This is a genomic window from Streptomyces sp. JNUCC 64 (genome assembly GCF_054484115.1).
This window is the reverse complement of record NZ_CM137015.1, coordinates 3,102,168-3,117,405: the sequence shown is the minus strand read 5'-3', so window position 1 is coordinate 3,117,405 and position 15,238 is coordinate 3,102,168. Positions and strand designations below refer to the sequence as shown.

The 15,238-nt window shown below is 73.2% G+C and carries 13 protein-coding genes and 1 pseudogene; 8 read left to right on the top strand and 6 right to left on the bottom strand.

Features of this window, described 5'->3' with window-relative positions; all coding sequences use genetic code 11:
* The first annotated feature begins 217 nt into the window (after positions 1-217).
* The 3 genes from ACVWNX_RS12615 (at position 218) to ACVWNX_RS12605 (ending at position 3,555) form a co-directional block, all read left to right on the top strand.
* Positions 218-1,435, top strand: a complete 1,218-nt coding sequence (locus tag ACVWNX_RS12615) for an allantoate amidohydrolase (protein WP_454414008.1) — start codon at positions 218-220, stop codon at positions 1,433-1,435.
* Positions 1,426-2,799: a formimidoylglutamate deiminase gene (locus tag ACVWNX_RS12610; RefSeq protein ID WP_454414007.1), complete on the top strand. Its 1,374-nt coding sequence runs from the start codon at positions 1,426-1,428 to the stop codon at positions 2,797-2,799. Before ACVWNX_RS12615 ends, ACVWNX_RS12610 begins: the two co-directional genes overlap by 10 nt.
* Positions 2,800-2,973: 174 nt before the next feature.
* Complete coding sequence (locus ACVWNX_RS12605; RefSeq protein ID WP_454414006.1) at positions 2,974-3,555, top strand: GNAT family N-acetyltransferase; 582 nt, start codon at positions 2,974-2,976, stop codon at positions 3,553-3,555.
* Between the two features lie 89 nt (positions 3,556-3,644).
* On the opposite strand, the gene ACVWNX_RS12600 is transcribed toward ACVWNX_RS12605, so the two are convergent.
* Positions 3,645-4,208 carry a dihydrofolate reductase family protein gene (locus tag ACVWNX_RS12600; RefSeq protein ID WP_454414005.1) on the bottom strand — a complete coding sequence of 188 codons (564 nt, stop codon included), beginning with the start codon at positions 4,206-4,208 and terminating at the stop codon, positions 3,645-3,647.
* Between the two features lie 312 nt (positions 4,209-4,520).
* Here ACVWNX_RS12600 and ACVWNX_RS12595 point away from each other — a divergent pair, with 312 nt between their 5' ends.
* Positions 4,521-5,252, top strand: coding sequence for an SAM-dependent methyltransferase (locus ACVWNX_RS12595; RefSeq protein WP_454414004.1), 732 nt, complete (start codon positions 4,521-4,523; stop codon positions 5,250-5,252).
* Positions 5,253-5,289: 37 nt separating this feature from the next.
* A pseudogene (locus tag ACVWNX_RS12590) lies at positions 5,290-5,616 on the top strand (class I SAM-dependent methyltransferase); the annotation flags it as partial.
* Here ACVWNX_RS12590 and ACVWNX_RS12585 read toward each other — a convergent pair.
* Positions 5,610-7,130, bottom strand: a complete 1,521-nt coding sequence (locus tag ACVWNX_RS12585; protein WP_454414003.1) for an MFS transporter — start codon at positions 7,128-7,130, stop codon at positions 5,610-5,612. The pseudogene ACVWNX_RS12590 and the gene ACVWNX_RS12585 sit on opposite strands and share 7 nt — an antisense overlap.
* Positions 7,131-8,082: 952 nt before the next feature.
* Between ACVWNX_RS12585 and ACVWNX_RS12580 the strand changes: the two genes are divergently transcribed.
* Together ACVWNX_RS12580 and ACVWNX_RS12575 are read left to right on the top strand one after the other, a co-directional pair.
* Positions 8,083-8,913 (top strand): hypothetical protein, encoded by an 831-nt coding sequence (locus ACVWNX_RS12580; RefSeq protein ID WP_454414002.1) that lies wholly within the window; start codon positions 8,083-8,085, stop codon positions 8,911-8,913.
* Positions 8,910-10,808 carry a hypothetical protein gene (locus ACVWNX_RS12575; protein WP_454414001.1) on the top strand — a complete coding sequence of 633 codons (1,899 nt, stop codon included), beginning with the start codon at positions 8,910-8,912 and terminating at the stop codon, positions 10,806-10,808. Before ACVWNX_RS12580 ends, ACVWNX_RS12575 begins: the two co-directional genes overlap by 4 nt.
* 55 nt (positions 10,809-10,863) lie before the next feature.
* Here ACVWNX_RS12575 and ACVWNX_RS12570 read toward each other — a convergent pair whose 3' ends face one another.
* From ACVWNX_RS12570 to ACVWNX_RS12560, 3 genes are read right to left on the bottom strand one after another with little or no spacing between them, the layout of a single operon-like run.
* Positions 10,864-11,712, bottom strand: coding sequence for a helix-turn-helix domain-containing protein (locus ACVWNX_RS12570; RefSeq protein WP_454414000.1), 849 nt, complete (start codon positions 11,710-11,712; stop codon positions 10,864-10,866).
* A 14-nt stretch (positions 11,713-11,726) separates the two neighbouring features.
* On the bottom strand, positions 11,727-12,242 hold the full coding sequence (locus ACVWNX_RS12565; protein ID WP_454413999.1) for a DUF6879 family protein: 516 nt from the start codon (positions 12,240-12,242) through the stop codon (positions 11,727-11,729).
* Complete coding sequence (locus ACVWNX_RS12560) at positions 12,214-12,468, bottom strand: hypothetical protein (protein WP_454413998.1); 255 nt, start codon at positions 12,466-12,468, stop codon at positions 12,214-12,216. The genes ACVWNX_RS12565 and ACVWNX_RS12560 overlap by 29 nt, the downstream gene beginning before the upstream one ends.
* 347 nt (positions 12,469-12,815) lie before the next feature.
* Here ACVWNX_RS12560 and ACVWNX_RS12555 point away from each other — a divergent pair, with 347 nt between their 5' ends.
* Positions 12,816-13,310: a glycine-rich domain-containing protein gene (locus tag ACVWNX_RS12555; RefSeq protein WP_454413997.1), complete on the top strand. Its 495-nt coding sequence runs from the start codon at positions 12,816-12,818 to the stop codon at positions 13,308-13,310.
* A 492-nt stretch (positions 13,311-13,802) separates the two neighbouring features.
* On the opposite strand, the gene ACVWNX_RS12550 is transcribed toward ACVWNX_RS12555, so the two are convergent.
* Positions 13,803-14,924 (bottom strand): acyl-CoA dehydrogenase family protein, encoded by a 1,122-nt coding sequence (locus ACVWNX_RS12550; RefSeq protein WP_454414737.1) that lies wholly within the window; start codon positions 14,922-14,924, stop codon positions 13,803-13,805.
* Between the last annotated feature and the right edge of the window lie 314 nt (positions 14,925-15,238).

Sequence of the window (15,238 nt, the reverse complement as noted above, 5' to 3'; positions counted from 1 at the left end):
CCCCCACGGGCACGGCGGGAGCCGCCCCCGGTGACGGCGCCCGACGGGTGGCGGGCCCCGCTGGCCCGGACGCCACCAGCGCGGGCTCCACCGGCACGGCGGCAGCCGACCCTGGTGACGGTGCCCGACAGACGGTGGACCCCACCGGCCAGGGCCCCACCGGCCCGGACCCCGCCGGGCACGCCCCCGGCGCCGCCCGCCGGAAGGACGGCGGCGCATGAGCTTCCACGCCATGTGGCGCGAACTCGCCCCGCTCGGCCGCGACCCCCGTACCGGCGGCTACCGCCGCCACGCCTGGACGGGGGCCGACGCCGAGTGCCGTGCCTGGTTCCGGGAGCAGGCCGCCCGGCGCGGACTGCGCCAGGAGACCGACCGCAACGGCAACCAGTGGGCCTGGTGGGGCGACCCGGCCCGGGGCGACGCCGTCGTCACCGGCTCCCACCTGGACTCCGTCCCCGACGGCGGCGCCTTCGACGGCCCGCTCGGCGTGGTCTCCGCCTTCGCCGCCCTGGACGCGCTCCGTGCCCGGGGCGCCGCGCCCGTCCGCCCCCTGGGGATCGTCAACTTCGGCGACGAGGAGGGCGCCCGTTTCGGCGTGGCCTGCGTCGGCTCCCGGCTCGCCGCCGGACACCTCACCCGGGAGCGGGCGCACGCCCTCACCGACCGGGACGGCGTCACCCTGGCCGCCGCGATGGAGGCCGCCGGACACGACCCCGGAACCCTCGGCCCCGACCCCGGACGGCTCGCCCGGATCGGCGCCTTCGTCGAACTCCACGTCGAACAGGGCCGGGCGCTCGACCTCACCGGCGACCCGGTCGGCGTGGCCTCCGCGATCTGGCCGCACGGCCGCTGGCGCTTCGACTTCCGGGGCGAGGCCAACCACGCGGGCACCACCCGGCTGGCCGACCGCCGCGACCCGATGCTCCCCTACGCCGAGACCGTCCTCGCCGCCCGCGCCGCCGCCCGGGACGCGGGCGCCGTCGCCACCTTCGGCAAGGTCGACGTCGCCCCGAACGGGGTCAACGCGGTCCCGTCCCTGGTCCGGGGCTGGCTGGACTCCCGGGCCCCCGCCCAGGACGTCCTCGACCGGGTGGTCACCGCCGTCGAACGCGCCGCCCGCGACCACGCCGGACGGCACGGCGTGGAGCTGGCCGTGGTCCGCGAGTCGTTCAGCCCGGTCGTGGAGTTCGCCCACCCCCTGCGCGACCGGATCGTCCGGCTGCTCGACCGCGAGGGCGCCCGCCCGGTGCCCGTCCTCGGCACGGGCGCGGGACACGACGCCGGAATCCTCTCCGGGAGCGTCCCGACCGCGATGCTGTTCGTGCGCAACCCCACCGGCGTCTCCCACTCCCCGGCCGAACACGCCACCGAGGACGACTGCCTCGCGGGGGTGGCCGCGCTCACCGACGTACTGGAGGGACTCGCATGCCGTTGACGCCGGACCCCGGTGACCTGGGCGGCGCACCGCGCGCCTACTGGCTGGAGTACGCCTGGCTGGAGCCCGTCGCCGAACCGGGCGTCCTCCTGGAGACCGGACCCGACGGCCGGATCCACACCGTCCGCACCGGGGTCGCCACCGCCCCGCCCGGCGCCGAGACCCTGCGCGGACTGACCCTGCCCGGCCTCGCCAACGCCCACTCGCACGCCTTCCACCGGGCGCTGCGCGGCACCGTCCAGGCCGGTACCGGCACCTTCTGGACCTGGCGCGAGGTCATGTACGCGGTCGCCGACCGCCTCGACCCCACCACCTACCACGCCCTGGCCCGCGCGGTGTACGCGGAGATGGCGCTCGCCGGGATCACCGTCGTCGGGGAGTTCCACTACCTCCACCACGCCCCCGGCGGCACCCGCTACGCCGACCCCAACGCCATGGGCCGGGCCCTCACCGAGGCGGCGGCCGACGCGGGCGTCCGCCTCACCCTGCTGGACACCGCCTACCTCTCCGCCGGTTTCGGCGAACCCCCCACCCACCACCAGCTCCGCTTCTCCGACGGCACCGCCGACGCCTGGGCCGAACGGGTCTCGGCGCTGCGCGAGTCCCCGCACACCCGGGTCGGCGCCGCGATCCACTCCGTCCGGGCCGTCCCCGCCGACCAGTTCGGGCCGGTCACCCGGTGGGCCGCCGAACGCGGCGCGCCCCTGCACGTCCACGTCTCCGAACAGCCCGCCGAGAACGAGGGGTGCCGGCGGGCGTACGGGCGCACCCCCGCCCGGCTCCTCGCCGACCACGGGGTCCTCGGCCCCCGCACCACCGGCGTCCACCACACCCATCTCACCCCCGAGGACATCGCCCTCGTCGGCTCCCTGTCCACCGGCACCTGCATGTGCCCCACCACCGAACGCGACCTCGCGGACGGCATCGGCCCCGCCCGCGCCCTCCAGGACGCGGGCTCCCCGCTCAGCCTGGGCTCCGACAGCCACGCGGTGATCGACCTGCTGGAGGAAGCCCGCGCCCTGGAACTCGACGAACGGCTGCGCACCCGCGTCCGGGGCCACTGGACCACCACCGCGCTGCTGCGCGCCGCGTCCCCCGCCGGGTACGCGGCCCTCGGCTGGCCGGACGGCGGCGTCCTGGAACCGGGCGCCCTCGCGGACTTCACCACCGTCGCCCTGGACACCGTCCGCACGGCGGGCCCGCCGCCCCGACTGGCCGCCGAGGCGGTCGTCTTCGCCGGGACCGCCGCCGACGTCCGCCACACCGTGGTCGGGGGACGGCACGTGGTCCGCGACGGCGTCCACACCCTGGTCCCCGAACCGGCCCGCGCGCTGCGGGAGGCGATCGCGGCGCTGCACGGCTAGGATCCCCAGTGAATCGCACAAATGTGCGGTTGACGGGTTGGGTCGGGTCGCCGGTCCGTGACGCGCGTCGGGGACTCCGGGTCACGGCCCGCCCGGAGTCCGGCACCGGGTCGCACGGCGGCCCCTGTCGACGGCCGGGTCACGGCGACCCGGCGACGAGGAGCGGAGCGGACCATGACGCCACACGGCACACCGATCGCCGTCACCCTGCGCGGGATCGAGGACGACGACCTCCCCGTCCTCTTCGCCCACTCCCACGACCCGGAATCCGTCCGCATGGCGGCCTTCACCGCCGACGACCCCACCGACCGGGCCGCCTTCGACGCCCACTGGGACCGGATCCGCGCCGACCCGGACGTCCTGCTGTACGCGGTGACGGCCACCGGCTCCACGGGTACCACGGGCTCCACCGGTTCCACGGGCACCACCAGCTCCACGGGCACCACCGGCGGGCACGGCTCCGGACCCGTCCCGGGCGAACTCCTCGGCCACGCGGCGGTGTACGGACCGCCGGACGAACGCGAGGTCACCTACTGGATCGGCCGCGCCCACTGGGGCCGGGGCGTGGCCACCGGCGCCCTGCGCGCCCTGCTCGCCACCGTCCCCGAACGGCCCCTGCTGGCCCGGGTCGCGGAGGACAACGAGGGCTCGCTGCGGGTGCTGCGCGCCTGCGGCTTCACGGTCACCGGCCGGGGCCGGGACTACGCGGCCGGACGCGGCGAGGAGACCGGCGAACTCGTCCTGACGCTCGTCTGACGCCCCCCGCCCGGCGCACCCCGCCCGGCGCCCGCGCCGTCCCTTCCCGGACCCTCCGGCCCGGGAGGTCCCGGGCGCCCGGGACGGCCTCAGGAACGCTTCGGCTCCAGGTGCAGCGCGGTGATCCCGCAGGCGAAGGGGTGCGCCCCGACCAGCCGGAAGTTCCGGTACGGGCCCGCTCCGCCGAAGACGGGCATCCCCGCGCCGATCGCGGTCGGGCTGACGAACAGGTGCAGCTCGTCGACCAGCTCCCGGGCGATCAGATCGGCCACCAGGGTGCCGCCCCCGTAGGCGATGACGTCCTTGCCGGGCTCGGCCTTCAGCCGCTGGACGACCTCGGTGAGGTCGCCGCCCTCGACCACCGTGTTCTCCCAGGGGGACTCGGTCAGGGTGCGCGAGACGACCACCTTGCGGGCCTCGTTGATCTGGTCGACGGCCTCCTTGGGCTCCCCCTCCGGACCGGCGGCCCAGTGCGGGATGAACCCCTCGGCGAGCCTGCGGCCCAGCAGGATGGTGTCGAAGGACTCGGTCAGCGCGGTGGTGTAGGCGGTGAGGTCCTCGCCGTCGGGGAAGGTCATCCAGTCCATCTCGCCGTTCGGACCGGCCATGTAGCCGTCGACGGTGACCTGGACCTGGAGCTTGAGCTTGCGCATGGTGGTTCCTCTTCCTCGTCCGTCCCGGGTGGCCCCGGAGCTGTCCGTTCCGGGGTGGTCCCGGAGCCTTCGGGCCCCTGGCCGTCCGGCCCGGAGTGTTCCGGCGGCCCTTGCCCGGCCCGCCCTCCCGATGTGCCTTCAGCGTGCCGGTGACCGCTTACGGATCGCTTACGGTCGGCTTCCCCGGAGGCGGCCGGACCGGGGACGGGTCCGTAACCGGCCGGGGGGTTCTGCCCCGGAACCCGGCGCGCCGGAGCGCCGACGGTGACAGGGTGGACGCGCCGACAGCCCGTGAACAGGAACGGAAGACGCGTGACGGACGCCCGCACCGCCGTATGGGACACCCACCCGAGGAACAGGACCCCGCTGGGGCCGGGCCGGGCGCACCCCATAACCGGGACGGTCGCGCGCGCCGCCCCCACCTCGTTCGGCTGGACCCCGCACCCCGGCCACGGCCCCGGCCCCGAACTCCTCGCGCTGGAGCCCGGGGACCGGGTGGTGGACCTGGGGTGCGGCACCGGGGGGAACCTGGCGCACCTCGCCGCCCTCGGCATGCGGGCGGTCGGCGTCGACCAGTCCGCGGTGCAGCTGGCCCGGGCCCGGGAGCGCTGGGAGGACGTGGTCGGCATGGAACTGCGCTGGGGCGACGCCCTGGCGTACCTGGCCCGCACCACCACCCGTTTCGACGCCGCCTACTCGGTGTTCGGCGCGGCGTACTCCACCGCCCCCGGGATGCTGCTGCCCGCCGTCCACGAACGCCTGCTCCCGGGCGGCGTCTTCGTGATGTCCCAGCACCCGCCGGTGGAGGGCTGCTACGGCTGCCAGGCGTCGTACGTGCCCCGGGGCCCCGGCGAGGACCCGGCGGTGGTGAAGCGCTGGGACTACCCGCCCGCCGCCTGGGTCCGCCTTCTCACGGAACACGGATTCGAGGACGTGACGGCGTCCGTCCTCCCGCCCCCGGCCCAGGGGGAGCGGAGGCTCGGGACGTTGGTGGTGCGGGGGGTGCGGGGGTCGGACGGGACCGCCGGGACGGGGAGCGGCTAGCGGGAGACCGGCCGGACTCACGCCGCCCGCACCGCTCCTGACACTGAACGTCGGGCACGGGCCGGGACCCGAACTCCTCGGCGCGCCGGAGTCCGTCCTCGAAGTCGGCTGCGGCACCGGCCGTGCCCTGGCGTACCTCGCTCAGCGGGGGACCAAGGCGACCGGCGTTGACATGTCGCCGGTCATGGTGGCGAACGCCACGGAACGGTGGGGCTCCCTGGGGGTCCGGTTCGTGTGTACGGAAGTGCTCTCGTACCTGTCCGGGACCACGGAGACCTACGACGCCGTCTACTCGGTGTTCGGTGCCGTCTGGTTCACCGACCCGGCCAGGCTGCTCCCTCTGATCGCCGCCCGCCCTCACCCCGAGCCGTCCTCCGAGCCGGTGGGCCGGGTGGGCACCGTGTGGGAGCTGGCCGCCGCCGCGGCGGCGTAGTGGGCGGGGGTGGGCGGGCCGGTGGGGCGGACCCGGCCGATCAGGAGGGCCAGGGCGACGCCGAAGGCGCAGAACAGGGCGAGGCCGACGGAGGCGCGGGAGAACCCGGCCGCGAGGGCGTCGGCCACCGCCTTCCCGCTGGTGTACTGATGGGTGTAGACCGCGCTGAACAGCGCGGCGGTGACGGCGGTGAGCACGGCCGCGCCGACGTAGCGGCCCATGTTGGAGATCCCGGACGCCGCGCCGACCTGGTCGGTGTCGACACAGGCCGTGGCCACCGACGAGGACGGCCCGTTCGCCAGCCCCAGCCCGAAGGCGAGCACGACCAGCGGCACCACGAAGGCGGCGTACCCCCAGGACGCCTCGGTGAACGCGAACGCGGCGAGCGCGACGGCCGCGATCCCGAACCCCGCCGCGATCACCCGGCGGGCGCCCAGCCGGTCGACGAACCGGGTGATCAGGGGCGCGGTGACCACGATCCCGGCCGCCGCGGGGAGCGTCGCCACCCCCGCCTCCAGCGGTGACATGCCCAGACCGTCGGGGTTCTGGAAGTACAGACTGCACACGTACATGACCGCGTTGATGCACCCGGCCACCACGAGGATCGCGACGCTCGACCCCACGAGGACCTTGTTGCGCAACAGCGCCAGGTCGAGCAGCGGCGCGCGCACCCGTTTCTCGACGGCGACGAACCCGGCCACGGACGCGGCGGAGACCGCGAAGCAGACGAGCGTCGGCGCGCTGAGCCAGCCCCACTGCGCGCCCTCGGTCACGGCGAACACGAACGGGACGAGCACCCCCGCGATCAGCACGGTCCCGGCCAGATCGACGGACCGGGGCCGGGCGGGGTCCGAGGACTCCGTCACCGCGCGCAGGGTCAGCGGGACGCACGCCAGGGCGATGGCGGCGTCGATCCAGAACAGCCCCTGCCACCCCGTGACGTCCACGAGCGCGCCGCCCAGCAGCGGCCCGGCGGCGGCCCCGGCGGCCGACGCCGCCCCCCACAGCGACACCGCGCGCATCTGCCCGTCGCCCGAGGACCCGGCGGACAGCAGACTCAGCCCGCAGGCCAGGATCGTCGAGCCCGCCGCGCCCTGGACGGCCCGGCCCGCGATCACCATCCCCCCGCTGTCCGCCAACGCGATCAGCAGGCACGAGGCGACGAAGAGCAGCAGCCCGCCGAGGAAGATCCGCCGTCGGCCGAAGATGTCCCCCAGCGCCCCGGAGGTGACGATGACGGCCGCGCCGACCAGCGAGTAGCCGGTCACCGCCCACTGGAGGGTGGCCAGCGAGGTGCCGGTGTCCTCGCTGATGGCGGGGAGCAGGATGCTGACGGCGGACGTGTTGGCGTTCACCACGAACGCCGAGACGCAGGTGGCCGCCAGCACCCCGCCAGCGGCCCGCCCCGCCCCGTCGGAGGAGCCCTTCCCCGCGGGCGCGCTCACCCCGCCGCCTCCGCCGCACCCGTCGCACCCGTCGCATCCGTCGCACTGGGAGACGCGGCCCCCGGATCGCGAGACACGGCCTCCGCACCGGGAGACGCGACCCCCGGATCGGGGTCGAGGGGGAAGCCGGACCGGGGAACGCCACCGCACACCATGTACCACCTCTTATCGGATGATCGAGCGCTCGGCGCCTCGAATCGGTCTGAAAGGGTGCAAGAGGTCGCTTCTGGCCAGCCCGGTCCGGTCCAGTCCGGTCCGGATGGGTCTGGGGCAGCCGTCGCGGTCGCGGCGCGGGTACGGGCCGCCGCACCCGGGCCACGGCCCTGGCCTCCGTCCGGACAGACAGAGCCCCCACCACGCGGGGGACTCCCTCGCCGGACCCGGAAGCCCCGAAGCCGATCGGCCCGTCGCACGGCACCACGTGGCCTCCGCGTCGTACCCCCTCCTCGTCCAGCGGGCGTGGGTCCGTCTCTGCCAGATGTACGAGGCCGACGCGACGCCCGCCCCGGACCGGTGCCCGTACGGTTCATCGCGTGGCCCCGCCGAGGTGTCGGCTCCGCCTCCGGCCCCGGCGCCCTGACCTGGCAGGAGGGCCATGGGCACCGGTCCGGCGCGCCGAGGGACGCGCGTCGGTGCGTGGCCCCGGGCTCCGCGCGCCCCGGGCCCTGGCGCCTCCCTGGACGGGACGGTTCCGGAACCCCGTACGGCACCCGGGACGCGGGTTTGCCGGGGCGGACCGGAAGCCAGACACCCCAGCAGGGAACGGGGGGGCGTGATGGCACCGGTGAACAGGCCGACGCGACGGGGCCGACAGGGGCTCCCACAGTTGCGACGGCGCCCGAGAGCGCCACGACGGCGGACGCCCGCACCGGCGGGGACGCCCGCACCGGCGGGGACGCCCGCACCGGCGGGCCGGCCGTCGGTGTGGGTCAGATTCGGGATCCCGACCGCGGTGGGCGCGGTTCTGGTGGGGTTCGTGCTGACCGACGGCGGGAAGGCCGTCGGGAAGCTCCTGAACGACTGGTGGAACCCTCCTCCGCCCAACACCCTGGAGGTCCTCACCGGCTGGCCCACGGCGGAGGGCTGCGACCTCGACTCCATGGTCGCCATGAAGAAGGGCGGCCCGCCCGTGGCCTCCCTCGACCTCGACGACTTCACGAAGGACCCGCGCACCGCGGCCGTGGAGAAGGGCGCGGCGTCCTGGTCCTCCGGCGTGCTCAACCTCACCCTGAGCACCAGGGGCAAGGACAAGATCTCCATCAGGTCGGTGACCCCGCACGTCACCAAGCGGAACACGACCACCGCGTACGACTGGGTGCTCAGGAAGAGCAAGTCGTGCGGCGGCCCCGGCGGAGGACCGACCGTCCTGCGCTTCGACCTCGAACGCCAGAAGCTGTTCGACGTCGTCGACGGCCGGGAGGCCGAGCGGCCCGTTCCCGGCGATTCGATGCTCACCGGGAAGACGGTGACCCGGGACGCCCCGGCCTACGTCACCGTCGACGTCCGCTCCTGCACCGCGTCGTACACCTGGAACCTGACCGTCGTCTACCTCGTCGGCGGCAAGGAGAAGCGGAAGGAGCTGGGGCCGTTCCGCTCGGCGGGCGGGGTGGCGGGCGTCCCCGTCTACGACATCCGGCCGGACACCACCGGGACGGGCCGCGAACTCGTGGACACCGGGGAGAAGACGAAGAGGACGGAGCGGACGGGGAAGACGGGGAAGACAGGGAAGACGGGGAAGACGGCCGGGACCGCCTGCGCGAAGGGGAAGGGGAACGCGCGATGACCCGGCGTCCGTCCCGTCGGACCGCCGTCGCGCTCGCCGTGAGGCTCGTCGTGGCGCTCGCGCTGATCGCGGCGGGAACGTGGTGGTTCACCGGGCGGGACGACGGCACCCGCCCCGCCACGGTGGCGACGACCTGGTCGTACACCCAGGCGCGGGAGGTGAGGGCCACGGGCGGCGGGTTCCACGCGCAGGCCGTCGCCGAGGGCGACGGGCTCCTGGTCGCGGCGGGCGACGTACCGGCGTCGTTCGACGAAGGGGACGACCCCGACGTCTGGTACGACCTCGACGCCTGGTACTCCACCGACGCCACCACCTGGACCAGGAGCGATCTGCGGTCGGTCAGCCGTGGCGCCGGGTGGTACACCGAGTTCGCCGGGCTGACGTCCTGGAACGGCGGCTTCCTGGTGACGGGCAAGGGCATCGACACCGGGGGCCTCCCCGCCACGATGTCGGCCCCCGCCTTCTTCTCCGCCGACGGCCGCACCTGGCGGCTCCTCGAACCGCCCTTCGAAGCCGGGAGCGGCCACCCCCTCTACCTCACCGACGGCGCGCACGCCTACCTCTCGCGGGACAGGAGGTCCCTGTGGCGCCTGAACGGGAAGGCGACGCGATGGACGCGGACGGACGCACGGGCGCCCAAGGGCTGCCACTTCCGTGGGCCGGGCGCCGCGTCCGGGGCCGGGGACGCCCTGATCGTCGGGTCCTGCGACCCGCACGACTCCGCCCCCGTCGCCCTCTACCGGCTGACCGACGACGGCGAGCGCCTGCGTGACCTGACCGACTCGCTCCCGGACGACCTGTTCACCGTCGAGGGCGTGGCCCTGCGCGGGGACACCCTGCTGTTGAGCACCATGCGCGAGAAGGAACCCGCGACGGAGGGAACATCCCCGTCGGCCGGTGGCGGAACCCCCGGGGGAACCCCCAACGGAGCCCTCGACGGTCCCGAGGGGCCGCTGCCCACCGCGCGGCCGGTGTTCCTCCGGTCCACGGACGGCGGCGAGCACTGGACCGAGGCCACCCTGCCCGTACGGAAGGGCGTCAAGCCGGGGTCCGGTTCCGTGACCGGCCTCTTCCGCTCCGGCGACACCTTCGTGGCCCTGGGCGGCGCGGTCCTCAACGAACTGACGCAACCGGCGGCCTGGGTCTCTCCGGACGGCGAGCGCTGGACCCCGGTGCGGCTGCGGCCCTTCGCCGAGGAGGGGTACCTGGGCCAGGGCGCGGCCCTGGACGGGCGGGTGGTCGTCCCCGCGCTCTCCGGCGGCGGCCCCGTCCGCACGGTGGGCCTCCTCACCTCCGGCCGGAAGACGACCGCCGCCCCGCCCGGGACGACCACGCCCCCGTCCCGAACGGCTCCGGCCCCGTCCGGGACCGGGTCGCCTCCCACGACCCCGGCGGCCCCGTCGTCGGCCCCGGCGCCCCCGTCGTCCGTCCCGGCACTCCCGTCGGCTCCGGCCTCCGCCACCGCCCCGGCGTCCTCTCCCACCGCCCCGGCGTCCTCTCCCGCCGGGCCGACGGGCTGGACCGGGGACGTGTGGGACCTGACGTCGCCCTTCAGCGGGGAGATCTCCGGCGGTTCGGGTCCCGCCGCCCGCTACGAGGTCCTGGTCACGCTCTCACCGGGCCGGGCCGATCCGCCCACCGTGCGGGACCTCGCCGGGCGGCTCCACATCAAGGGGGACAGCGGGTGCACGGCGAGGCTCTCGTACTCCGGGACGCGCGCCGACGGAAAGCTGGTGTTCGGTACGAGCGAGCGGCAGGGGCCGCTGCCCGGCATGGTCCTGGGCGGCTTCTACTGCCCGGACCTCGTGGAACTGCGCCTCAAGAAGCCGGGGGAGCTGGAGTGGAAGAGCGAGGGCGGCTACACGGGCACGCTCACGGCGGGGTCCGTCGACTGACCGTCCGGCCCCGGTGCGCGGCGGGCTCCCGCACATGAAGCGTCTGCGTTGCTGATCAGCGCAGGGCTGCCACTGCGTCCGCGATGAGGGAGCGGGCAGCCGCTCCCCGTACGGCCTGCTGCGAGAGGCGTTCAAAGGCGCGGGTGTACAGCTCGACCTGGCTGGGCCGCGTGAGCGTGGAGGCAGCGTCCAGGGTGTCCGCGTGCACTCTCCGTTCGTCGAAGATCGTGAAGGTCGGCATGGGCCACACGACCCGCTGCTCTGCGAACGGGACGATGCCCACGGCGACGTTCTGAGAGTCCATGACACCGAGCAAGTGACCAAGCTGCGCGGCCATGGTTTCAGCGGTGCACAGTCGATAGCGCAGCACAGACTCTTCCAGCACGAAGGAGAAGCGCCGCCCGCCCTTGTTCAAGACCTCGTTACGCCGTATCCGAGCCGCGACAGCCTCGCTCACATCGTCCGGTGTTCCTCGGAAGTCCGCGATGGAGGACAGCAGGGCGGCGGCATAACCGGCTGTCTGAAGGAAGCCAGGGATCACGTCGGATACGTAGACGCGGAAGGTCTTGGTCTGTTGGTACAGGTCGCCGGTGCTCTCCTGGAGCCTCCGCAGGCCAGTCCGTTGGAGTCGCTTCCACTCCACATGCGCTTCTGCGGACTGCCGGTTGGCCGCGATCAGGTCCGGTGCCTGATCCTCAGCGGCACAGGCCCGGCACCACGCGCGGATATCGGCATCGGACGGAGGCGTCCTGGCGTTCTCGATCCGGGACGACTTCGACTCGGACCAACGGCACCTGACGGCCAGCTCCCGCCCGCTGATCCCCGCGTCCTGCCGGATCTCACGCAGACGGCCGGCCAGGACTTCGCGGGCCTTCTGAACGCGCGAGGAGGAGTGCGAGGGCATGGAGCCGGCTTTCGTCAGACCTTGTACCGGTGGTGCGGGATCGCTCGCTCCCAGACCGCTTCGAATGCGGCGGAGCACAGCTTCACGGCTTCCGGGTCCTCCGTGATCTCGTCTTCCACCACCACTCCATCACCTGAGAAGTGGTGCACCCGGAGCAGGGTGCCATCGAAGAGCCAGAAGTCATTGCCGGGCAGGGCGATACTCGTAGCCCGTGGGCGTGGCAACCACCGTACTTCCTCGCCCGCCGTGACGTTGGCGCGCGTGACGTAGTGCTCCCAACGTACGTAGTCCGATACCGGCTCGGAGACCACCCGCGCCCTTCGGATCACCACGCCCCTGGCCACGGTGTCAGCGATCAACTGGTCATAGGGATGCCACCAGGACTCGCGAGCCTCCCAGTTGATCCGTTCACCGCGCTTCCACGCCTCGAAACGGTCCGTGGCGGCGTACGAGTCGCGCAATTCCAGGTGGACGGCGGATCGCTCGCACCGGCCAAGCAGCTCAGCGAAGCTGGGCACGCTCGACGGCATCGCATGCCTCCCTGATGATCGAAATCATCCGGGCCGGAACCCTGACGATGGCCTCACCGTCGGGCACCGGACCGTTCGCGGGACTGCTTCCCTCACAATCCGCCTGAGTCTCCGGGGTCGGCTTCCACCCCTGGAACAAGATCTCCTGTGCGTCCGTGTCCGCCCAGACAGTAGGGCAGTGGTCCCGGTCGGTGTCGGGGTCGATCCCAACGAACTCTACGGCCATGGCAGGCTCCCTGTTCTAGGTACTTGCTCGGGCTTGCACCAGCATCTTTGAACAGTGCGGAGAGCGTCAATATCGCAATGAGCCATGCAAATTGGTGTGCAAGCTCGTGCAAGTTCGTGGAGCTCGACACCCCTCACTTCCTACGGTCAGGAATCGATCCGGAGGGCGGGCACGGCGACCGGGCAACGGCTTGAAGTGGCCGAGGTGCCCACACGGTAGCCCGAAGTACCCGGACTGCCAGGCCCCACCCATGCGGCCGACCGAAGGACTCGCCGCCAGGGTCGCCGAGGTCAACGAACGGAGCCGTAGGGGTGGGCTGTGGAGTGCCGCAACAGGGAGGAACACCCATGCACGACGTACGCGCGTTACTCACCCCTGCCGCGTTCGGGGGTGTCGTCGCAACCGTCATCGACAACAACCCCGGCATGGAGGAGGCTACGGCCGAGCGGATCGTGGTGGAAGCGCTCAAGTTCATGGATGCCGCCGCGCAGTTCCCCCGCGTCAAGATCACGCCGTCGAACGTGGTCGATGAGGGATGGCACGCACTGATCCTTCACACGAACCTGTACGAGAAGCTGTGTGAGCGTCTGGGGCGGTTCGTGCACCACTGGCCCGAGCGTCCCGACGCCGAGCGGTACCACGAACGCGCGCTCACGCGGACGGTGGCCGTCATCGAGCAGGCAGGGCACACCGTGGACAGTGAACTGTGGACGGGACCGACCAAAGCCCTGGTGTCCGTGGCGGCCAACTGCTCCCACACCCCCAAGCCCGGCGGATGCGGCCCGATCAATCCGGGCAAGTGCGCTTCGCACTGCTCGGGCGGTGGCGGCGGGCTAGGCTGAGTGCGAGCAGGCGGAAGGCGGAAGTGTGGACGCTGAGCGGGCTCGGCAAGTGGACGCTTTGCTGAGGCGGTTGGGCATTCCCGGAGTGGTTGCGCCGGAAGACCCGGAGAACACGGCAGGGCCTTGGCGCGTGTACGACACAGCCGACCCGGCCAACCGCCGGGACGTGACCACTGAGGCACTGGCATCCGTGGCCGCCAAGTTCCCTGAGGAGCCTTCGGGTTCGGGGCCGATGCGAGGATTCGTGATCCCGCCCAAGGTCCAGTAACCGCCTGGGACGCGGGCCAGTGAACGAAGGCCCCCGCCGCGAACGGCAGCCCACGGAGACATCGGAGGCCGCCTGATCCGTGCACGACAACAGTCCCCCGGCGTCAAGCCGGGGGCTGTGTTGTCCGGGCAGGTCGGTGGCTGATTCAACCCGGCATCTCCCAGGATTCCCCAGCGTGACGCCGAGGAACGGCCCTGATCGGGCCGCACCGGGCATAAACCCTGCTAGGGAAGGTTCCGCGCCATCACGATCCGCTGGATCTGGTTCGTGCCCTCGTAGATCTGGGTGATCTTCGCGTCCCGCATCATCCGCTCCAGCGGGTAGTCGCGGGTGTAGCCGTAGCCGCCGAGGAGCTGCACCGCGTCCGTCGTGATCTCCATGGCGGCGTCGGAGGCGTAGCACTTGGCCGCCGCGCCGAAGAAGGTCAGCTGGTCCTCGGTGGCGCCGCCGGAGGCCCGTTCGGACTTGGCGGCGGCCGCGTAGGTGAGCTGACGGGCCGCCTCCAGCTTCATCGCCATGTCGGCCAGCATGAACTGGACGCCCTGGAAGTCGCCGATCGGCTTGCCGAACTGCTTGCGCTCCCTGACGTAACCCTTGGCGTAGTCGAGGGCGCCCTGCGCCACCCCGAGGGCCTGCGCCGCGATCGTGATGCGGGTGTGGTCCAGGGTCTTCATCGCGGTGGCGAAGCCGGTGCCCTCCTCGCCGATCATGCGGTCGGCCGGGACGCGGACCTGGTCCAGATAGACCTCGCGGGTGGGGGAGCCCTTGATGCCGAGCTTCTTCTCGGGGGCGCCGAAGGAGACCCCCTCGTCGGACTTCTCGACGACGAACGCCGAGATGCCGCGCGTCCGCCGCTCCGGGTCGGTCACCGCCATCACCGTGTAGTACTCGGACACGCCCGCGTTGGTGATCCAGCGCTTGACCCCGTTCAGCACCCAGGAGTCGCCGTCGCGCACCGCGCGGGTCTTCATCCCGGCCGCGTCCGAACCGGCGTCCGGCTCCGACAGGCAGTACGAGAACATCGCCTCGCCCCGGGCCAGCGGCGCCAGGTACTTCCGCTTCAGCTCCTCGGAGCCGGAGAGGATCACCGGCAGCGAGCCCAGCTTGTTGACGGCCGGGATCAGCGAGGACGACATGCAGGCGCGGGCCACCTCCTCGATCACGATCACCGTGGCCAGCGCGTCCGCCCCGGCGCCGCCGTACTCCTCCGGGACGTGCACCGCGTGCAGATCGGCGGCGACCAGCGCGTCCAGGGCCTCCTGGGGGAAGCGGGCCTCCTCGTCCACCGCCGCCGCGAACGGGGCGACCTTCGCCTCGGTGAGGGCGCGGACCGACTCCCGGAGCATGTCGTGCTCCTCGGCGGGACGGTAGAGGTCGAATGCCGGGTTGTCTGCCGAGCCAGCCACGGTCCCACGCTCCCAGATAGCTAATTACCGTTAAGTAACCCAATGAGTACCCCGAATCCTAGGGCTCCAGTGATGCCGGGACCAGGTGACCTGGACGACACGTCCCCCGGTGTCGCCCCGCCCCCGCCCGCCGTCCTCCCGGCCCCGCCCGTCGCCCGCCCGGCCCGTCCCTGCGTCCGCCCGCCGCCCCCGGTACCGTCCGCCCGCCGTCCTCCCGGCGGTCGCCACTGCCCGCCCGACTATGCTCGACCGGG

Excerpts from the sequence above, each read along its gene's own strand:
- ACVWNX_RS12555 (WP_454413997.1), top strand. The coding sequence starts at position 12,816 with ATGCACGACGTACGCGCGTTACTCACCCCTGCCGCGTTCGGGGGTGTC.
- ACVWNX_RS12610 (WP_454414007.1), top strand. The coding sequence starts at position 1,426 with ATGCCGTTGACGCCGGACCCCGGTGACCTGGGCGGCGCACCGCGCGCC.
- ACVWNX_RS12615 (WP_454414008.1), top strand. The coding sequence starts at position 218 with ATGAGCTTCCACGCCATGTGGCGCGAACTCGCCCCGCTCGGCCGCGAC.
- ACVWNX_RS12605 (WP_454414006.1), top strand. The coding sequence starts at position 2,974 with ATGACGCCACACGGCACACCGATCGCCGTCACCCTGCGCGGGATCGAG.
- ACVWNX_RS12600 (WP_454414005.1), bottom strand. The coding sequence starts at position 4,208 with ATGCGCAAGCTCAAGCTCCAGGTCCAGGTCACCGTCGACGGCTACATG.
- ACVWNX_RS12570 (WP_454414000.1), bottom strand. The coding sequence starts at position 11,712 with ATGCCCTCGCACTCCTCCTCGCGCGTTCAGAAGGCCCGCGAAGTCCTG.
- ACVWNX_RS12550 (WP_454414737.1), bottom strand. The coding sequence starts at position 14,924 with ATGCTCCGGGAGTCGGTCCGCGCCCTCACCGAGGCGAAGGTCGCCCCG.
- ACVWNX_RS12575 (WP_454414001.1), top strand. The coding sequence starts at position 8,910 with ATGACCCGGCGTCCGTCCCGTCGGACCGCCGTCGCGCTCGCCGTGAGG.
- ACVWNX_RS12560 (WP_454413998.1), bottom strand. The coding sequence starts at position 12,468 with ATGGCCGTAGAGTTCGTTGGGATCGACCCCGACACCGACCGGGACCAC.
- ACVWNX_RS12565 (WP_454413999.1), bottom strand. The coding sequence starts at position 12,242 with ATGCCGTCGAGCGTGCCCAGCTTCGCTGAGCTGCTTGGCCGGTGCGAG.